The 18,338-nt window shown below is 75.0% G+C and carries 15 protein-coding genes; 13 read left to right on the top strand and 2 right to left on the bottom strand.

Features of this window, described 5'->3' with window-relative positions:
* Positions 1-100: 100 nt before the first annotated feature.
* The gene (locus tag ACZ5T9_RS09950) at positions 101-1,513 is read left to right on the top strand and encodes an NCS2 family permease (RefSeq protein WP_464832895.1); all 1,413 of its coding nucleotides are present in this window, start codon (positions 101-103) and stop codon (positions 1,511-1,513) included.
* A 317-nt stretch (positions 1,514-1,830) separates the two neighbouring features.
* On the opposite strand, the gene ACZ5T9_RS09945 is transcribed toward ACZ5T9_RS09950, so the two are convergent.
* Positions 1,831-2,391 carry a gamma carbonic anhydrase family protein gene (locus ACZ5T9_RS09945; protein ID WP_464832894.1) on the bottom strand — a complete coding sequence of 187 codons (561 nt, stop codon included), beginning with the start codon at positions 2,389-2,391 and terminating at the stop codon, positions 1,831-1,833.
* Between the two features lie 164 nt (positions 2,392-2,555).
* Here ACZ5T9_RS09945 and ACZ5T9_RS09940 point away from each other — a divergent pair, with 164 nt between their 5' ends.
* The 12 genes from ACZ5T9_RS09940 (at position 2,556) to ACZ5T9_RS09885 (ending at position 17,341) form a co-directional block, all read left to right on the top strand.
* Positions 2,556-3,035 (top strand): GNAT family N-acetyltransferase, encoded by a 480-nt coding sequence (locus tag ACZ5T9_RS09940; RefSeq protein ID WP_464832892.1) that lies wholly within the window; start codon positions 2,556-2,558, stop codon positions 3,033-3,035.
* A gap of 104 nt (positions 3,036-3,139) precedes the next feature.
* Positions 3,140-4,189, top strand: a complete 1,050-nt coding sequence (gene selD / locus ACZ5T9_RS09935) for a selenide, water dikinase SelD (RefSeq protein WP_464832891.1) — start codon at positions 3,140-3,142, stop codon at positions 4,187-4,189.
* A gap of 388 nt (positions 4,190-4,577) precedes the next feature.
* Positions 4,578-5,531 carry a hypothetical protein gene (locus ACZ5T9_RS09930; RefSeq protein ID WP_464832890.1) on the top strand — a complete coding sequence of 318 codons (954 nt, stop codon included), beginning with the start codon at positions 4,578-4,580 and terminating at the stop codon, positions 5,529-5,531.
* A 265-nt stretch (positions 5,532-5,796) separates the two neighbouring features.
* A complete protein-coding gene (locus ACZ5T9_RS09925) occupies positions 5,797-6,465 on the top strand; it encodes a response regulator transcription factor (protein ID WP_464832889.1) in 669 nt (222 codons plus the stop codon).
* Positions 6,466-6,732: 267 nt separating this feature from the next.
* Positions 6,733-8,292 (top strand): Y-family DNA polymerase, encoded by a 1,560-nt coding sequence (locus ACZ5T9_RS09920; protein ID WP_464832888.1) that lies wholly within the window; start codon positions 6,733-6,735, stop codon positions 8,290-8,292.
* A 99-nt stretch (positions 8,293-8,391) separates the two neighbouring features.
* Positions 8,392-8,634, top strand: a complete 243-nt coding sequence (locus ACZ5T9_RS09915; protein ID WP_006904008.1) for a DUF6504 family protein — start codon at positions 8,392-8,394, stop codon at positions 8,632-8,634.
* Between the two features lie 174 nt (positions 8,635-8,808).
* Complete coding sequence (locus tag ACZ5T9_RS09910; RefSeq protein WP_464832887.1) at positions 8,809-12,297, top strand: DNA polymerase III subunit alpha; 3,489 nt, start codon at positions 8,809-8,811, stop codon at positions 12,295-12,297.
* Positions 12,213-12,908: a thiol-disulfide oxidoreductase DCC family protein gene (locus ACZ5T9_RS09905; RefSeq protein WP_464832886.1), complete on the top strand. Its 696-nt coding sequence runs from the start codon at positions 12,213-12,215 to the stop codon at positions 12,906-12,908. The genes ACZ5T9_RS09910 and ACZ5T9_RS09905 overlap by 85 nt, the downstream gene beginning before the upstream one ends.
* Before the next feature lie 10 nt (positions 12,909-12,918).
* On the top strand, positions 12,919-13,380 hold the full coding sequence (locus ACZ5T9_RS09900) for a tRNA (cytidine(34)-2'-O)-methyltransferase (RefSeq protein ID WP_464832885.1): 462 nt from the start codon (positions 12,919-12,921) through the stop codon (positions 13,378-13,380).
* 50 nt (positions 13,381-13,430) lie between these two features.
* Entirely contained in the window at positions 13,431-15,155 is a 1,725-nt protein-coding gene (locus ACZ5T9_RS09895; RefSeq protein ID WP_464832884.1) for a carbon-nitrogen hydrolase family protein, read from the top strand.
* A 3-nt stretch (positions 15,156-15,158) separates the two neighbouring features.
* Positions 15,159-16,277, top strand: a complete 1,119-nt coding sequence (locus ACZ5T9_RS09890) for a nitrilase-related carbon-nitrogen hydrolase (protein WP_464832883.1) — start codon at positions 15,159-15,161, stop codon at positions 16,275-16,277.
* Positions 16,278-16,807: 530 nt separating this feature from the next.
* A complete protein-coding gene (locus ACZ5T9_RS09885; RefSeq protein WP_006904001.1) occupies positions 16,808-17,341 on the top strand; it encodes a hypothetical protein in 534 nt (177 codons plus the stop codon).
* Positions 17,342-17,494: 153 nt separating this feature from the next.
* Here the strand turns inward: ACZ5T9_RS09885 and ACZ5T9_RS09880 are convergent, their stop codons facing one another.
* Positions 17,495-18,043, bottom strand: coding sequence for a cell division protein FtsI (locus ACZ5T9_RS09880; RefSeq protein WP_464832882.1), 549 nt, complete (start codon positions 18,041-18,043; stop codon positions 17,495-17,497).
* Positions 18,044-18,338: the final 295 nt, after the last annotated feature.

Here is an 18,338-nt window from a genome sequence, read left to right as displayed (position 1 = left end):
ACGATCTCTCCGGGACCCGGCCGCCCGCGACAGCGGCTGCAGAGGCCGGAGCCGGCCCGCCGGGCGACCGGCCGGGTTCATCCAGAAGGGGGTTCACGATATGTCGGTGGCGGTGCGCCAGCAGGTGCAACCCGCGCCGGTGCCGCGCCGCAGCGGCGGCTGGCTGGACCGGTTCTTTGCCATCCAGGCCAGCGGGTCCGACCTGCGGACGGAGATCCTGGCCGGGGTGACCACCTTTGTCACCATGGCCTACATCCTGTTCGTCAACCCACAGATCCTGGGGGCGGCGGGGCTCGATCCCAATGCCGTGCTCATGGCCACGGCCCTGTCGTCGGGCTTCGCCACGCTGCTCATGGGCCTGTTCGCCCGCATGCCCTTCGCCCTGGCGCCGGGCATGGGGCTCAACGCCTACTTCGCCTACACCGTGGTCCTGGGGCAGGGCATCCCGTGGCAGACGGTGCTGGGTGCGGTCTTCATGGACGGCGTCATCTTCCTGCTCATCAGCCTGCTGCCCATCCGGGAGCGGATCCTGCGCGACATCCCGCTCAACATCCGCCTGGCCACCAGCACGGCCATCGGACTCTTCATCGCCTTCATCGGGCTGCGCTCGGCCCGGCTGATCGTGGCCAACGAGGCGACCCTGGTGTCGCTGGGCGACGTGCGCTCGGGGCCGGCGGTGCTGGCCCTGCTGGGGCTGGTCATCACGGCACTCCTGATGGCCCGGCGCGTCAAGGGCGCCATCCTCTGGGGCGTGCTGCTGACCACGCTGCTGGGAGCCTTCTTCCACGCCCCGGACGCCAGCGGCGCCATGCAGCCGCTGACCCGGCTGCCCCACAGCCTGGCCGACGTGGTGCGCGCGCCGGACTTCGGCGTCCTGGCCCAGGTGGCGGGCCAGCTGGACGTCCGCAGCGCGCTGCAGCTGGGCCTGCTGACGGTGATCTTCACCTTCACCTTCGTCAACATGTTCGACACCGCGGGCACCCTGGTGGGCCTGGGCACCAAGATGGGCGTGATCGACGAGAGGACCGGGACCTTCCCGCGGGTCGGGCGGGTGCTGGTCAGCGACGCCCTGGCGACCATCATCGGCGCGGGCCTGGGCACCTCCACCGTCACCACCTACGTGGAGAGCGCCGCCGGCATCGGCCAGGGCGGTCGAACGGGCCTGACGGCCGTGGTCACGGGCCTCCTGTTCCTGCTGGCCGTGTTCTTCTGGCCGCTGGCGGGCGTGATCCCGGCCGCGGCCACGGCGCCGGCGCTGGTCATCGTGGGCCTGCTGATGATGGAGCCGATCCGCAAGCTCGACCTGGACGACATCACCGAGGCCCTGCCGGCCTTCCTCACCGTGCTCGGCATCCCGCTGACCTTCAGCATCGCCACGGGCATGGTGCTGGGGATCGTGTCCTATGTGGTGCTCAAGCTGGTGACGGGCCGCATCCGCGAGGTCTCGGTGACCATGTGGATCCTGGCGGCGATCTTCATCGCCCACTACGCCTTCATGGGCTCCGGGGCGTGAGGCCCGGTCCGGTGCGTGAGACCCGGTCGTGAGACCCGGTCCGGTACGCGAGACGGGGTCTGGTGCGTGACCCGGCAGGCCCCGGAAAGCCTGGTGTGGGTGGCGGATCAGGGACGGACGAAACCGGCGCAACGAGCCGGCGGGGCGGGCGTCAGGGCGCCTGCCCCGCGCTGTTTTGCGGGGCCCGCGGGCGCTGTCCGGGGCCCAGGCCGAGGCACGGCCGGTTCGCGGGCGGTCGCAGGCCGGACCGGCGGCCGGTCCACCACCCGGCGGCGGTGGGATGGCCGGCGCGGGTGAATGGCCGGCGAGCCGGCCGGTCAGGAGCCCGGCTGCCCTCCCGGCCCGGCGGGCGGGACCGGAAGGAGCTCGAGGCCGCGTGCGAAGCGCCGCGCGTTCTCCCGGTAACGGGCCGCCGCGGCGCGGATTTCGGCCTGTTCTTCCGGCGTCAGGGAGCGGACCACCCGGGCCGGCACGCCCAGCACCAGGCTCCCCGGCGGGACCACCTTGCCCTCGGGAACCAGGGCGCCTGCTCCCACCAGGCTTCCGCGGCCGATGCGGGCACGGCTCAGCACCACGGCCCCCATGCCGATGAGGCACTCGTCCTCCACGGTGCAGCCGTGGACGATGGCGCCGTGGCCGATGGTCACGTCCCGGCCGATGCGGCAGGGCTCCCCGGCGTTGACGTGGAGAACGGCGTTGTCCTGCACGTTGCTGCCCGCACCCACGTGGATGAGGTCGAGATCGGCGCGCAGGACGGCGCCGAACCAGACGCTGCTGTGCTCGTCCAGGACCACGCGGCCGATCACCCGGGCACCCGGCGCCACATAGGCGGTGGGGGCCACGTGCGGCACCTGGTCACCAAGCCGGTACAGGCTCATGGCGATCCCTCCCCGGTGCGGGCGGGCCCGTCCCTGGGCATCCTTGGATCCCGCCACGGCGTTTCGATACAATCGTAACGTGTCGTCGACAATGGTGGCGTGTCGCGGCACCGGGTGCAGCGCGGTGCCCGGCCAACCCGGAGGGGAAGGGGTGGGGTGGAGCCGTGTGGAGCGTTGAACCCGCCGCGCCGGCCGACGCCGTCCAGGTGCTGGAGGTCACCCGCAGGGCCTTCCGGCGGTACGAGGGCAAGTACCCGGTGGCCCCCGAGCCGCTGCAGGATGACCTGGCGCGGGTCCAGGACGACATCGGCCGGGGCCGGGTGTGGGTGGCGCGCAACGGCGGGCGGGTGATCGGGGTGGTGCGGGCCCGGCCCCTGGCGGGCCGGCAGGAGGCCTGGGAGATCTACGGGCTGGCGGTGGACCCCGAGTACTCCCATCTGGACGTCGGCACCTCCCTGGTCCGCGCGGTGGAAGACCGGCTCCGCCCGCAGGGGGTCCGGGCCCTGCACCTGCAGACGGGATTGCGCGACGCGCCGGCCATCGAGTTCTGGTACCAGGTCGGGTACCGCCCGTACCGGCTCGATGCCGATCCGGATCCCGCCGGCGGGTACGACCGGGTCTGGTTTGCCAAGGAATTCGCCTAGATGCCTGTGCTCGGGCCTCGCGGGCGCGGGGGTCCGGTGCGCTCGCCCGGACCGGCCTGCCCGCAGTGGGAGCGCGCCGGGCCTGGTGGGAGGGGGGAGATGCCGTGGAGGCGCTGCGGCTGACGCAGCTCACCGGCAAGGCCGGCTGAGGGTGCAAGCTCGGCCCGGCCGAGCTGGCGCAGGTCCTGCGCCACCTATCCCCCGAGCAGGTCGACGATCCCCACCTGCTGGTGGGGCTGGAGAGCGGCGACGACGCCGGGGTGTACCGGCTCTCCGACCGGATCGCCCTGGTCCAGACGGTGGACTTCTTCACGCCCATCGTCGATGATCCCGTGCTCTTCGGCGAGATCGCCGCCGCCAACGCCCTGAGCGACGTCTACGCCATGGGCGGCCGCCCGCTGACGGCCCTGAACCTGGTGGGCTTTTCCGTGAGCCGCTACGGGGCGGACACCCTGGCGGCCATCCTGAGGGGTGGCGCCGCCAAGGTGCGCGAGGCAGGGGCGGTGATCGTCGGCGGGCACACCATCGACGACGCGGAACCCAAGTACGGCCTGGCCGTCACCGGCGTGGTCGACCCGGACCAGGTGTGGACGAACAAGGGCGCCCGTCCCGGCGACGTGCTGATCCTGACCAAGCCCATCGGCACGGGCGTCTTGAGCACCGCCCTGAAGCGCGACCTGGCGCCCCCGGCGGCGGTGGAGGCCATGGTGGAGACGATGCGCACCCTGAACCGGGCCGCCGCCGAGGCCGGGCAGGCGGTGGGCGGCATCCATGCCGCCACCGACGTGACGGGCTTCGGGCTTTTGGGGCATGCCAGCCACATCGCCCGGGAAAGCGGCGTGGCGCTGGTCATCGAGGCCGAGGCGGTGCCGGTGCTGCCGGGCGCCCGCGAGCTGGCGGAGCGGGACGTCTTCCCCGGCGGCAGCCGGGCCAACCGCCAGCATTACGGCAGCGTGGTGGAGTTCCGGCGGGCCCTTCCCCAGTGGGAGCAGGGGCTGCTCTTCGACGCCGTCACCTCGGGCGGCCTCCTGCTGGTGGTCGAACCGGCCCGCGCCGGTGCCCTGCTGGAGGAACTCCACCGCCGGGGGGTCCGTGCGGCCCGGCGCATCGGCCGGGTGGAAGGGGAACCCGCCGGGCGGGTCGTGGTGGAGTAGCCGGCGCGGCACCGGCAGGGGCCCGGGCGGGAAGGCGCCGCGGTGGCGAAGGAGCAGAAGGTGCCTGAAGGCGCCGCGATGGCGGAGGAGCGGCGGGTGCCTGAGGGCGCCGCGACTTGCGAAGCAGAAGGCGCTTGAGGATGGCGGAGGAGCAGCCGGCGCTAGAGCCGCGGCGATGCCGCAGGAGCGGCAAGCGCTTGCTCCGAGGCGATTTTCGCTGGAGCGGCCGGCCCTTGCGCCGCGGCGGTGTTCGCAGGAGCAGCCGGGGTTTGCTCCGTGGTGATGTTCGCAGGACCAGCCGGCGCGGGTCACGGCAGGCGCCCGGGCGGGAAGGCAGGCGACGGGAATGGGCAAGACCGGAGGGCGCGCGGGGCACCGGCGGGGGCCGGTGCCCCGTGCGCTGGCCTGGGCCGTGCTGGCCGGGGGGCTGGCGCTGGCCTGGGTGGGCATGCAGCGGCAGGCACCCCCGGTGGCCGCCACGGCGGAGGCCGTGGCGGCCACCGGGGCGCTGCTGGAGGCCTGGCGGGCGGGCGAAGCCGCGGCCGCCGGGGCCTGGGTGGCCCCGGCGGCCGCGGGGCCGGGGGGTGCCTGGCTGGCCGGGCTCTCCGCAGGCCTGGAGGGCGGCGTACCGGCCCCGGCCGCGGAGCCGGAGGGCCTGCCGCCGGCGGGTTCCTCCGCCGGGGAAGGGACCGCCGGGTTTCTCCAGGTGCCGGTCACCCACTATACCCTGGGGGCGGCCCGTCCCGATGCCCTGGGCCGCGTCCACGTGGCGGCGGCGGTCGACGTGGCCGGCCCGGCGGACGGCGGCGCGGAAGGGTACGCGGCCCGCCTGGTGCAGGACTTCTTCTGGCGCCGGCTGCTGGAAGGACCGCGCCTGGTCGGGGCGCCGGCCCGGGTGGTGCTGGAGGTGGCGGTCGCGGGGGATCGCCTGGTCTGGCGCCGGGACGGCGGCGCCTGGCAGCCGGGGCTGGGCCTGGCCGACCTGCCCTCGCGGGCGGCTCCCCCGGGGGGCCCGCCGGGGGTGGAGGTCGAGGTCTCCCGCGAGGGCTTCGGCCCGCTGGCCCTGGCCGGGGAGCGGGGCGTCCTGCTGGTGACCCGGGGACCCCGTCCCCTGGTGGCCCTCTGGCGCTGGTCCCTGGACGACCCGGCCGAGGAGCCCGGCCGGGACGTGCTGGTGCTGGACGTGCTCTACCACGCCCGCGGCCTGGGGTGGCAGGCCGGCGCCGCCGGACGGCGGGCGACCCTGATGGTGGAGGCCGAAGACGGGTCCCGCCTTCCCGTGGTGTACGACCTGGAGGCCGGCCGGCCGGCGGATATCGCGTCCCCGGGCGGCGGCGAGTGACCGCTGCCCACCACCTGCCAGGGACTCGGGCCGCCCGGGCCTCCGGGGTGCTCACCACGGGCCTGGGGCCCCGGGCGTCCACCCGCATCCACCCTCTGCGGCCCGGCCGGTTCCGCCAGGCCGGGGATCCCGGCCGTTGCTCCCCGTGACGGGTTTCGCTACTTGGGCGCCTGCCGCCGGTCCCCCCTGCGGCCGACTTTCGTAGGATGGGATGACATCACCCGGGTGGCCTGCAACCTGCCCGGGCAATGCAGGGGAGAGGCCGATGTTGAAGATCCTCGTTGCAACGGGCCGGCCGCTGGTCCGGGAAGGCCTGCAGCGCATCCTGGAGGGCGCCCCCGGGCTGCAGGTGGTGGGGCACGCCGCCGGACCTGAGCCGCTGCTCGACCGGGTGCGCGAGCTGGTCCCCGATGTGGTGCTGCTGGATTTGAGCCTGGCCGCCGGCGACGCGCGGGAGCTGGTGGGGCGGATCGGGCGCATGCCCGGTTCGCCCGTGGTGGTGGGCATCACGGACCGGGCCGACCCCCACTCGCTGCTGGGGCTGGTGCAGGCCGGTCTGGGCGGCTACCTGCTGGCCAACCGGGAAGCGGCCGGCCTGCCCGAGGCCATTCGCGCCTGCACGGCCGGGATCTTCGTGATCGATGCCGAGATCATGTCCGAGCTGGCCAGCGACTCGCCCCTCTACCGTTATGTTCCCGCCCCCGAAGAAGTGGAGCGGGCGCGGCTTTTGAGCCAGCGGGAGCTGGAGGTGCTGAGCCGCATCGCCCGCGGCAAGACCACCACCCAGGTGGCTCGCGAGCTCTTCATCAGCCCCAAGACGGTGCGGAACCACCTGAGCCACATCATGCAGAAGCTGGGGGTGCGCGACCGGACCCAGGCGGTGCTGTTCGCCCTGCGGGTGGGACTGATCCGCCGCCACGACCTTCTGGGATAGTGCCGGACCGCGGTGGCGGGCGGTTCCGCCAGGCGAGGCGCGGAGGCCGGGATCTCCCGGCCTCCGCCTTTCTGGAGGCCGGCTTCCCCCGGGGGCGCTTGTCCCCGCTGCCGGTTGCCGGAGGATGCTCCAGAAATTTTCTCTTCAGGGCAGTCGTTCCTCTTGACGGCCGGTGTCGTCCCCTCCTACAATGGCCTCACCATGGGGAACACACGTTCGGTATCGATCCCGTGGATGGCTTATGCCCGCCTCGAGGGGGCGTGGGCGGTGGCGGCCGGCGTGCAGGACCGGCCGGCGGTGGTGGCCGACGGCCCGGTCGTGGCCGACGTGTCGCTGCCGGCCAGGGCGGCGGGCCTGCGCCCTGGCATCCGGGTCCAGAGCGCCCGGCGGCTCCTCGGCAGCCTGGAGGTGGTGCCGCGGGATGCCATCGACCCCATGGCGGCCCTGGAACCCTTCTATGAGGCGCTGCTGTCCCTCTCGCCCCGGGTGGAGCCGGTGGTTGACCAGCTGGCGGCCTTTTGCGAGCTGGATCCCCGGCAAACGGTGGACGGCGTGGTGGCCATCTTGCAGGCGGCAGGCCTGGGGCGCTACGGCCACCGCCTGGTGCTGGGCCTCGGCCACGGCCGGCTGGTGGCGCGGATGGCCGCCCGGGTGGCGGCGCGGTCCCCGACCGGCGGCGGCGCAGGGGCCACCGGCCGGCAAGCTTGCGGTTCCGGTCCCGCATCGTCCCGCACCGGCCCCTCACCGGTCACCCGGCCCCCGGCCGGCCCTGCAAAAGGGGCGGCCAGGGTTCCCCGGTTCCGGGATGGCAGCCGGCCGTGGCCCGGGAGAGGGGCGTGGCGGGATGCGGAGGCGATGGGCAGGGATGCAGCGGCGCAGCCGGGCCCGCAAGCCGGCTTCCCGGCGGGACGGGGCGGGGCGGCGGGCGGGCACCCGTCCCGTGCCCGGCCGCCCCGGGAAGCCTGTGGCGCAGCGGGGCTGGCGGTGGTCAGCTGCTGCGTTCCGCCCGGCCAGGAAGCGGGCTTTCTAGCCCCCCTGCCCGTGGCCGCCCTGCAGGAAGAGGTGCCGCCGGCGGCTCGCCGCCAGCTGCAGCGCCTGGGCCTGTACACCTTGGGGGATGTGGCCGCGGCGCCGCGGCAGGTGGTGGCCCGGGCGGTGGGCGACCAGGCTCCCCTCCTGCAGGCGTGGTGCCGGGGGGACGACCGCCGCCCTCTCAAGCCGGGCTACCCGCCGCCGGGGGTCACCGCCACCCTGACCGCGCCTCCCGAACTGGGGGAGGAGCTCCGCGCCGGCTGGTGGCCGGCCCAGCTGCCCCGCCTGGCCCGGGAGGTGGCCGCCCGGCTGGCCGCTGCCGGGCAGGCGGGCCGCCTGGTGATCCTGCAGGGGGAACGGTCCCGGGTGGGGCGCTACCTGCCCGTGGCCGCCGCCGGGCAGGACGTCCTGGCCCGCGCCGCCCTGGCCCTGTATCACCGCCTCGTACCGGCCGAACCGGCCCCGGCCCGGCTGGACCTGACGGTGACGGCCCTGGAGCCGGCGGCCCGGCAACTGGCCCTGCCGGCAGCCTTTGACCCCGGTGCCGGCCCCGGCGGCCGGCGAGCCGTCCCCGGTGGTGAACGGCCCGGCACCGGCCGCCAGCGGACGGGCCGTGCCCCGTTCCCGGCCGGGCAAGAGGTCGCCGGCCCGGAGCTGCCGGTTCTCCTGGATGAGCTGGCCCGCCGCTATCCGGGGCGGATCTTCTGGGGCCGGGAACGGCCCGCCACCCGGCGGGAACGCCAGCTGGCCTACTGGGATCCCTGGCGCGGGGCACCCGGCCAGCCGGGCAGGTGAAGCGGTCCGGACGTCCCGGCTGCCGCCCGGATCCGGCCCAGGAGCGGCTGGCCTTGAGGCAACGGTTACTTGAGGCAGCGGTCGCGGAGGCACGGGAGCATGGCCCTGATCGGCAAGCCGGTGCCGGTGGAGGTCGACGCCAGCGGGCGGCCCAGCCGGTTCTTCTGGCGCCGCTGGCACCGGGTGACCGGCATCCTCGACGAGTGGCGGGAAGCAGGGGCCTGGTGGGACGGGGAAGAGGAGCGGCGGGTGGTGCGGGTCCTGGTGGAAGGGGGCGGGGTCTTCGAGCTGGAGCGGGTGGCGGGAAGCTCCCGGTGGGTGCTCTACAAGGTCTATGACTGACACCGCCGGGTGCCGCCGGCAGCCGGCCTGGCCGGTCGCCGCGCAGCGAGCGGCCCGGCAGCGAGCGGCCCGGTGCACCGGCTCGCAGGCCGGGTTGGGCCTCCGGCCGGTCCCGCTTGTCTTGCCGGAGGTCGTGGCAGGGCAGGCCTGACCAGGGTAGAGGGGGGCCGTGGCATGTTCGTCCACCTGCATTGCCATTCCGCCTATTCCTTTCTTGACGGGGCAAGCCCGGTGCAGGCGCTGGTGGAACGGGCCGCAGCGCTGGGCATGCCCGCCCTGGCCCTGACGGATCACGACAACGTGGCGGGCGCCGTGGAGTTCGACCGGGCGGCCCGGGCCGCGGGGATCAAGCCCATCCAGGGGGCCGAGGTCACCCTCCTCCTGGACGAACCGGCCGGGCCGGCCGGCGTCAGGCCCGCCCGTCCCAGGCCGGCCGCCGGCGCCGGGCCCGGCGGCGCCAGGCCCGCCGGTGGCGGGCTCGGGACCGGTGGCAAGCCCGGAGGCGGCGGTCCGGGTGGTCCTGGGGACGCCGCCCCCCGGCCGGCCGCGGAGGGCAGGCCGGAGCCGGTGACGGCCCATCTGGTCCTCCTGGCCACCGGCCCCCAGGGCTATGCCCGCCTCTGCCGGCTCCTGACCCGGGCCCACCTGGACCGCCCCCGGGGCAGTCCGGCCCTTCCCTGGACGGTGCTGCTGGAGGAGGTGGCGCCCGGCGGCGAGCCGCTGGCCGGCCACGGGCTGATCGCCCTGTCCGGCTGCCGCCAGGGACCGGTGCTGCAGGCGCTGCTGCGGGGCGACCGGGCCACGGCGCTGGAGCGGGCCCGGCAGCTGCGGGACGCCTTTGGCCGGGAGAACTTCTTCCTTGAGCTGCAGGGCGGCTGGCTTCCCGGCAACCGCGCCCTCAACCGGGCCCTGGCCGATCTGGCGGAGCACCTGGGGGTCGGGCTGGTGGCGACCAACGACGTCCACTACGCCACCCGCGACCGCTTCGCCGTCCACGACCTGCTGGCCTGCGTCCGCCTGGGGATCCCGGTGGACGAACCCCATCCCCAGCGGCACCTGAACGCCGACAACGACCTCAAGTCCCCCCGGGCCATGGCCCGGATGTTCGCCGGTTACCCTCAGGCGCTTGAGGCCACGCTGGCCATCGCCGAGCGCTGCGCCCCTGCGCTGCCCGAGGGGGGCGTGCCCCGCCCGGCTTTCCCCCTGCCGCCGGGAGTCCGGGCCGAAGCCTACCTGCGGGAGCAGGTGGAGCGGGGCGCCCTCTGGCGCTACGGCCGCATCACCCCCCGCATCCGGCAGCGGCTGGAGCACGAGCTTTCCATCATCGAGAAGCTGCAACTGGCGGACTACTTCCTGCTGGTCTGGGATGTGGCCCGCTATGCGCGCCAGCAGGGCATCCGCTGTGCCGGTCGCGGCTCGGCGGCCGACTCGGCGGTGGCCTACTGCCTGGGCATCACCGACGTGGACGCCATCGAGCGCGGCCTGCTCTTTGAACGCTTCCTCAGCCTGGAGCGGGCGGAACAGCCGGACATCGACATCGACTTCGACGCCCGCTACCGCGACCAGGTGGCGGATTACGTCGAGCAGCGCTACGGCCCCGAGCACGTGGCCACCGTCTGCACCTACCAGACCTACCATGCCCGCGGCGCCCTGCGGGACTTCGGCAAGGTGCTGGGTTTTCCGGAGGCGGTGATCGACCGCATCGCCAAGCGCGTGCCGTACTACCTGTCCCGGCAGCTGGGGCGGGCCCTGGCGGAGGTACCGGAGCTGCGCGACCTTGACCTGCCCCGGGAGCGGTTGAAGCGGCTGGTGGCCCTGTGCGAAGCGGCCGCGGGGCTGCCCCGGCACATGGGGACCCATCTGGGCGGCCTGGTGATCAGCCGCCGGCCGCTTTCGGACCTCTCCCCGCTGCAGCGATCGGCCAAGGGACGCCGGATCCTCCAGTTCGACAAGCGGGGCGTCGAAGAGCTGGGCCTGGTCAAGCTGGATCTCCTACCCCTGCGCACCCTGGGCGCGGTGGAGGAGGCGGTGCAGGTCATCCGCCGGCGCAACCCCTCCTTCGACTACGACCACATCCCCCTGGACGACCGGGCCACCTACCGGCTGCTGGGGACGGGGGAGACCGTGGGGGCCTTCCAGCTGGAGTCCCCGGCCCAGCGGGCGCTGCAGCCGCGGCTCCGGCCCGAGAACCTGGAGGACGTGGTGGCCAGCGTAGCCATCATCCGGCCCGGCCCCATCAAGGGGGACATGGTGGAGCCCTTCCTGGCCCGGCGCCGGGGGCAGGAGCCCGTCACTTACCTGCATCCCAAGCTGGAGCCCATCCTGCGCAAGACCTGGGGCGTGGTGCTCTTCCAGGAGCAGGTGATCGAGATCGCCACCGCCATCGCCGGTTTCACCCCGGGCGAGGCCGACCGCCTGCGCCGGGTCATGACCCACGCCCGCTCCCCGGAGGAGATGGAGGACATCGGCCGGCACTTCCTGCGCCGGGCCCGGCAGCAGGGCGTCGGCGAGGAGGTGGCCCAGGCCATCTTCCGCATGATCCAGGGTTATGCCAGCTACGGCTTCTGCGAGGCCCACGCCGCTGCCTTCGGCGTCACGGCCTACAAGACCGCCTACCTGCTGGCCCACTACCCGGCGGAGTGGTATGCGGCCCTGCTCAGCCTCCAGCCCATGGGATACTACCCGCCCAACACCCTGGGCGTGGAGGCGGCGCGGCGGGGAATCCAGATCCTTCCATTAGACATCAACACCAGCCAGGTGGCCTTCACCGCCACCCCCGGCACCATCCGCATCGGCCTGCGGGCCGTCAAGGGCCTGGGGGACGAACCCGCCGCCGCCATCGTGGCGGAACGGGAGCGGGGCGGCCCCTTCCGCCATCTCATGGACTTCCTGCTGCGGCTGGCGGCCCGCGGCGGTACGGCGGCCGGCCCGGTCCTCGACCGGGAGCAGGTGGCCGCCCTGATCCGGGCCGGGGCCTTCGACGGCCTGCACGCCAACCGCCGCGCCCTGCTCTGGGGGCTGGACGAGGCCCTGGCCACGGCCCGGCAGGCCGCCGGCGGTGGCGACCTGGCCCAAGGACTGGCGGCGGCCTGGTCGCCGCCTGTTGTGGCCGACTTCCCCGATCTGGAGAAGTGGGCCATGGAGCGGGAGGTCCTGGGCATCGACGTCCACCGTCGGCACCTGCTGGCCATGCTCCGGGAGGTGCTGGAGGCCCGGGGCTACCGGCCGGCGGCGGCCCTCCGCGGGTTGCCGCCGGGTGTGCCGGTGCGGGCGGCGGGAATCCCCGTCCGGCCCCACCGCCCGCCCACCCGCAGCGGCCGGGTGATCGTGTTCCTGACCCTGGAAGACGAGACCGGGCTGGTGGACGTGACCGTCTTCGAGGAGGTATACCAGCGTTACGGGCGGTGGATCTTCACCGACCCGCCCGTGCCCCTGGCGGTCGAAGGTGTACTGCAGGACCGGGACGGAGCCCGGGCCCTGCTGGCGCGGCGGGTGGTCCCCCTGGCCGCCGCCCTGGTGGAAGGGGGGCCACAGGCCAGGGACCGCAGCGCCGGCAGGCGGGAAGGAGCGGTGGCGCGGTGGAGCGCCTCAGCGTCTATTACGACGGCTGGTGCCCCTGGTGCCGCCGGGCCGCCCGGTGGTGCCGGCGGCTCGACTGGCTGAACCGCCTTGACCTGTGTTCCTTCCGCCCGCACGATGCCATCCCGGAGGCCACGGGCGCCGGCGGGGAACCGGCAGGCCGTCCGGCGGCCGGCTCGCCGGTGCGGCACCCTCCGCCGGCCGGGGGGCCGGAGGGGCCGGAAGCGTGCCCGCCCCTCAGCCCGCAACAAGCGGCCCGGGCGGAACAGGCCCTGCTGGCCCGGGGCCGGGACTCGGGCCGGTGGTACCAGGGCTTTGCCGCCGTCCAGGCCGTCACCCTGCGGCTCCCCCTGCTCTGGCCCGCGGTGCCGGTCCTGGCACTGCTGGGCCGTCTGGGAGCCGGACCCGCCCTCTACCGGGTGCTGGCCCGGCACCGGCCGGTCCTGCTCCCCGTACCGGGTCCGTGCCCGCTGCCTCCATCCCGGCCGGCACCAGGCGCCTCCTTTCCTGCCGGGCTTGCCCGTGGCCGGGTCGGGAGGGCCGCCGCGCCGCCCTCGCGACCCGGGCCGCCCGCGCCGGGCACCACCCCGGACCACCAGGGCCGGCGACAAGCCCGGCGACAAGGACCTGCTTGCTTTCTGGCGAAGAGGGCACGTGTTTCCACGGTGCCCTGCCGCCGTTCCGGCAGGAGGTAGCGGGATTCGCATGTTCGATGTCGTCCTGGTGGCGCCCGAGATCGCTCCCAACACCGGCAATGTGGCCCGTACCTGCGCCGTCACCGGCGCCAGGCTCCACCTGGTGCGGCCCCTGGGGTTCCGGTTGAGCGACCGGCTGCTCAAGCGGGCGGGTCTGGACTACTGGGCTCACGTGGCATGGCAGGTCCACGATACCTGGGATGATCTGCTGGCTGCCCTGCCCGGTGCCCGGTTCTGCTATCTGGACCCCCGTGGCAGCCTGTGGTATAGCCAGATCGATTTTGCTCCGGGAGACGTCCTGGTCTTCGGCAGCGAGTCGCGGGGCCTGCCGCCCGGCCTCATGGAAGAGCGGCCGGGCCCGGTCCTGCGGGTGCCCATGCGCCCGGGGCTCCGCTCTCTCAACCTGGCCAGCACGGTGGCCCTGGTGCTGTACGAGGCCTACCGGCAGCAGGGCTTCCCCGGGATGACGTAAGCTCCCCTGGAACGGGAATGCAAGGACCAGCGCTGCAAGGGGGAGGGCCCATGCGGGGATTGCGGGTGGTGGCCGTACCCATCCGGGTCGAACCGGTACCCCATCTGGAGGCTGCGCGGGAGCGGCTCCTTTCGGCCCTGCTGGCCGGCTACCGGAAGCTGGCCGCCGCCGGGGCGGTGCGGCCCCACCCGCCGCGCCTGCTCCACGGTGCCTCCACGTCCCCGCCGGCCGGCGCCGGCGTTTCCCGCACCTCCCGGGATGCCGCTGCTGCCGGTGCGGCCCGAACCACCGCCAGGCGGGCGGGCACCGGCGCCGCGGGAGCGCGGCTCCGTTCGACGCCGCGGCCGGCGGGACTGGTGGTCCTTTCCGGCCTGGGCGGGCTTTTGCCCCTAAGCGCCCTGGCGGGGGAGCCGCCCCGCTGGGATGGGCGGCTGGCCGCCCTGGCCCGCCGGTTCGGTGACGCCGCGGCGGAGGTCTGGTCCGAGTGGGCGGCCCAGGCCGCCCGGACCCTGGGGATCTACCTGTGCCCGGGGACGGTGGTGGTTCCCCAGGGCGAGGGTTTTGAGCACGTGGCCCTGTGCTTCGGACCCGACGGCCGGCTCCTGGCGCGCCAGGCCCAGCTGCACGCCACGCCCGAGGAAGCGGCCCTGGGGCTTGTACCCGGCGACGACTGGACACCCTTCACCCTCGGCGGCTGGACGGCCTCGCTGGTGGTCGGCCGGGACGGGTGGATCCCCGAGGTGGGGCGCTGGGCAAGCCTGGAGGGGGTGCGGCTGGTCGTCCACCCGGGCTACGCCCTGGATGCCGCCGGCCGGTGGGACCTGGTGGCAGGTCCCTGGCAGGTGGTCCAGCAGACCCAGGTGTACTGGGTGCACGCGGCGCCGTCGGGGCAGGCGGGCACGCGCGACCTGGCGCCCCAGGCGGCCATCTTCGCGCCTTGCGAGATCACCCCCGCGGGACGCGGCTGGCTGGCCTGGGAAGACGGGAGCGAGCCGGCGGCTGCCACCCTGGAGGCGGCGGCCCTGGCGGCGGTGCGGGAACAGTACCCCCTGGACCGCTACCTCCACCCCGCGCTCTACCTGCGCCAGCTCCTGCCGGCCTACCGCCGGCTGGCCGGAGCCGGAGGATGGGGAATGGCAAATGTGGCAAATGCGGGACAGGCTGCGCCGGGTAAGGGGGACGGGAAGCCGGCAGCGCCGCCTCCAGCCCTCCCGGGCCTTGCCTCCGTCCCGGCGGCGGGCGAGCCAGGACCGGGGGATGCCGGGCGGGCCCGCCCGCGACCGGCGGGCAGGCGGCGCCGGCGGGCCCGCAAGGGGGGTGCCGCCGGTCTCCCTCAGCAGGCCGGAGATGCCGGGCGCACGGCCGTGACCGGCGCCCCGCCCGCCGATGCGGCGGCCGCCTGCGAACCCGGCGTAACGGCCGCCGTTGCCGCGCCACCGCCAGCGGCCCGGTCCGGGGAGGCGGGGCCGGCTTCCACCAGGGACCCCGGGCCCGGCCCGTCGCCCTGCAACGGGCGGGAAGGAGGCGGCGGGCCACCGGCGTTTGGCCGCGCCGCTGCCGGGCCGGCGGCTGCACCGGGGGGCGGGCCTGCGGCTGCACCGGCGGGAAGGAAGCGGCGGCGCAGGAAGCGGCGCCCCAGGGCGGCGCCAGCGCCCCACGGGACGGGGCCCGGCAACGGAGGCGACGGCAACCCGCCGGGTGCGAAGCAAGGAGGGAGCCCGGCTTCCAGCCGCGGAGCCCAGCCCGCGGGCGGTGACGGGACCGGGGGAGCGTGAACCATGCCCGGCGGCATCTGGCAGGCGCTGCAGCAACAGGCCTTCCGGTTGATCCTGCGCTGGACGGCGCGGGGCGGTCCCCTGCGGCGGGCGGTGGCGGCCATGGGCATCCGGCGCAGCCCCAACCTGCACCGGTTGGATCCGGCCCGGGTGCGGGTGGCGGCGGTGCAGCTGGAGCTGGACACCTTCCGCCGCCCGGAGGACTTCGCCCTCTGGGTGGCGCGGCCGCTGGGCGACGCCGTGGCCCGGGGTGCCCAGCTGGTCGCCTTTCCCGAGGACGTGGGGCTGGCGCTCCTTGGCCTGCTTCCCGGCTTCGGGCGGCTGGCCGCGGCCCCCTCACCCCAGGCGGCCCTGGCGGGCCTGGGAGACGTGGCGGTGGCCGACGTCTTCCGCTTCCTGGGCCCGGCGGTGGGCCGGATCTACCACACGACCTTTTCGGCGCTGGCCCGCGCCCATGGCGTTTTCGTTCACGGCGGCAGCGTCATGCTCCCCCGGGGCCGCAACCTCTACAACTTCGGGTTCCTTTACGGGCCCGACGGGCGCTTGGTCGGGCGCCATGCCAAGGCCCACCTGCTTCCCATGGAGGCGGAGTGGGGCGTATGCCCCGGCGATTCCTTCGACGTGTACGACACGGTGCTCGGCCGGATCGGCATTCCCGTGTGCATGGACGCCACTTATTTCGAGACCTTCCGCCTGCTGGCCCTGGCGGGCGCGGAAATGGTGGTCGTCCCCATCGCCAACCCGGAGCCGTACAACGAGTGGCATGCCCGGCGCGGGACCTGGGCCCGGGTCCAGGAGACGCCCGTCTACGGCGTCGTCCCTGCCCTCGTGGGGCGGATCCTGGGCATCGAGCTGACGGGGCGGGCGGCCGTCTATGCACCCCTGGCGCTGACCCCGGCCGGCGATGGGGTGCTGGCGCAGGCGCGCACCTGGAACCGGGCCGAGGTGGTGGTGGCCGACCTGGATCTGGTGCGCTTGCGGGAATACCGCCGGCGCGCCGGTTTCCCGGGGTATCTGCGACCGGACCTCTACGAGCGCTACCTGGAGCCGGCCTACCGGCGCCTGCGGGACCGGCGGGCGGCGGAATCCCCCTCCGGTCCACAGGGCGAGGCAGCCGGCTAGCGGGACGAACCCGGCCCGTCCGCCGGGCCAGGCCCCTGGGGCGCTGGCCGTGCCGCCACCCCGGGGCGCGCCCCGCGGCGCCGGCGAGCGCCCCGGGGCGGCCCAGGTGGGGGCCGCGCCAAGCTGCGGCCGGCGGCCCGGCGACGCAGGGATCCGGCGGCGCCGGCCGGCCCAGGCGCTCGGGCAGGCGGCAGGCTGCAGCAGGCCGTTCCCGCGCGTTCCCCGCCCGCCAGGCCGGGGCGGGCAATCTTCCCCACGGCACGCGGCGCATACTTTCCCCCGCCGGAGAAAGGTTAGAACCGGTTCAGTCTGGTCACCGGCAACCCACGGACACGGGGTGGGACCCAGGCGGCCGGGCCAGCGCGGTGAGGGGGGACGAACCCGCCGTGAGGGCAGGGGCAAGGACGGCTTCGCGCAGCGGGGGACGGACATGGGACCGAAAGGCCTGTCGCCGGGGTGGGCTCGCCGGGCCAGGGGGCGGGCCGGCCGGTCGCGAGGGCGGCAACGGGTCGGGGAACGGGCAGGTCCTGGTGCGGCGCATCCCCCCGCCGGGCAGCTTCCCGGCCTCCCGGCGCCGGGCCACGGCGGCGGCCCTCCTCATTGCCGGCGGGCTGTGGCTCGGCGGCTGCGCCATGGGGGGCGGGGGCGGTGGCGGGGGCCAGGCCAAGCCGTCCCCCGAAGAGGTCCGCTATGCCGTCCGCCAGGAACTTCAGAGCCCGGAGATGCAGGCCCAGATTCAGCAGATCATCACCCAGCAGGTCCAGATGCTGGCGGCTCAGCAGGTGCTGCTGACGCCTGAGGGCCAGAAGCAGCTGGTCCAGCAGTTGAAGACAGTGGCCAGCTCGCCCCAGGGCCAGATGGCGATGCAGACGGGCGTGCAGGAGTTCCTCCGCTCCCCCCAGGGCCAGCAGATGATCCGGCAGGCCGTCACCATGCAGCTGCAGCAAATGCTGAGCGGTGCCGGTGGCGGCGGCGGTGGCGGCGGCGCCGGCGGTGGAGGCGGCGCCGGCGGCGGTGGCGGGGGCGGGATGGGCGGAGGCAGCGGTGGGGGCGGCGGGGGCTGAACGGCTCACGCAACCCTCCAAAAATCCGCTGCAGCCGTTCCGCAAGCCGCTCGTGGCGAAGACGGCGCTCGTGGCGGAAGCGGCGCAGGAGGGCGCAGGAGAAGGGAGAACAAGGGCCGGCTCCACCGTCGCGGAGCCGGCCTGATGCTCTTTTCATGCCCCGCCTCGGGAATCCCCGCCGTCAGGACCCTGGCGAGCCCGGTTGCGGCCCCCTGCGGCATCCCGCCGCCGGGCGGCATCCCGGCCGTTTCCTTCGCCGCCGGGGCGGCCTTGGAGCGGCTGCGGAGCAGGCGGGGTCGTCAGCGACGGTGTCACCACCCCAGCCCCGGGCGGGTCGTTCTGCACCGCTTGGGGCGCCGACTGGAACTCCTCCGGGTGGGTCGCGAACTGCTGGAACCCCACGCTGTTCGACAGCGGATTGTAAGGTGCGGGGGTGTCGACCCCCTCGCCCTCGCCGGTGTGGACCCAGGCGGGTCCAAAGTGGCCGGCCGCCGCGGTGGTCAGGGGGTTGAGCCCGTCGCCGGCGGCCGGGTTGGCCTGGGCGTCCCCAGGGCCGCGGGTGCCCTGCGGGGGACCGGACCTCCCCTGGCCCGGCTGCCGGCGGGTGCCCGCCGGGCCTCCCGGCGCCGGGCCTTCCTGCCCGGGGAGAACATCCTGGGGCGTGGTGCCGGCCGGTTCGTCCCGGTGCTCGTGCTGGGACACAGGATCACCTCCTGCCCCTAGGCTTCCCGGGAACCGGTCCGGTCCGGCGGCCTCTTTCCCGGTGTCCTGAGCCCAGGCGGTGACGCTCCCGCCCCGGGCCGGCGCCGCCCGGGACGGCCCGGGGCGGCCCCACCCGGCATGACCCCGGCCCCACGGCTTCGGGAGGGGCTGGGCCGGCTCCCGGGCCTGCGGGTCCGGGATCACCACCCGGGCGGTGCCCGGCCGGCGGCTCCGGGAGGCGCTGCGCCGGCTCCGGGCCTGCGCCGGCCCGCGGGGCGGTGGGTTGAACCCGGCG

It is taken from the genome of Thermaerobacter nagasakiensis (genome assembly GCF_055396825.1).
Note: the sequence above shows the minus strand (reverse complement) of the source record. Positions and strands in the feature narration are given on the sequence as shown.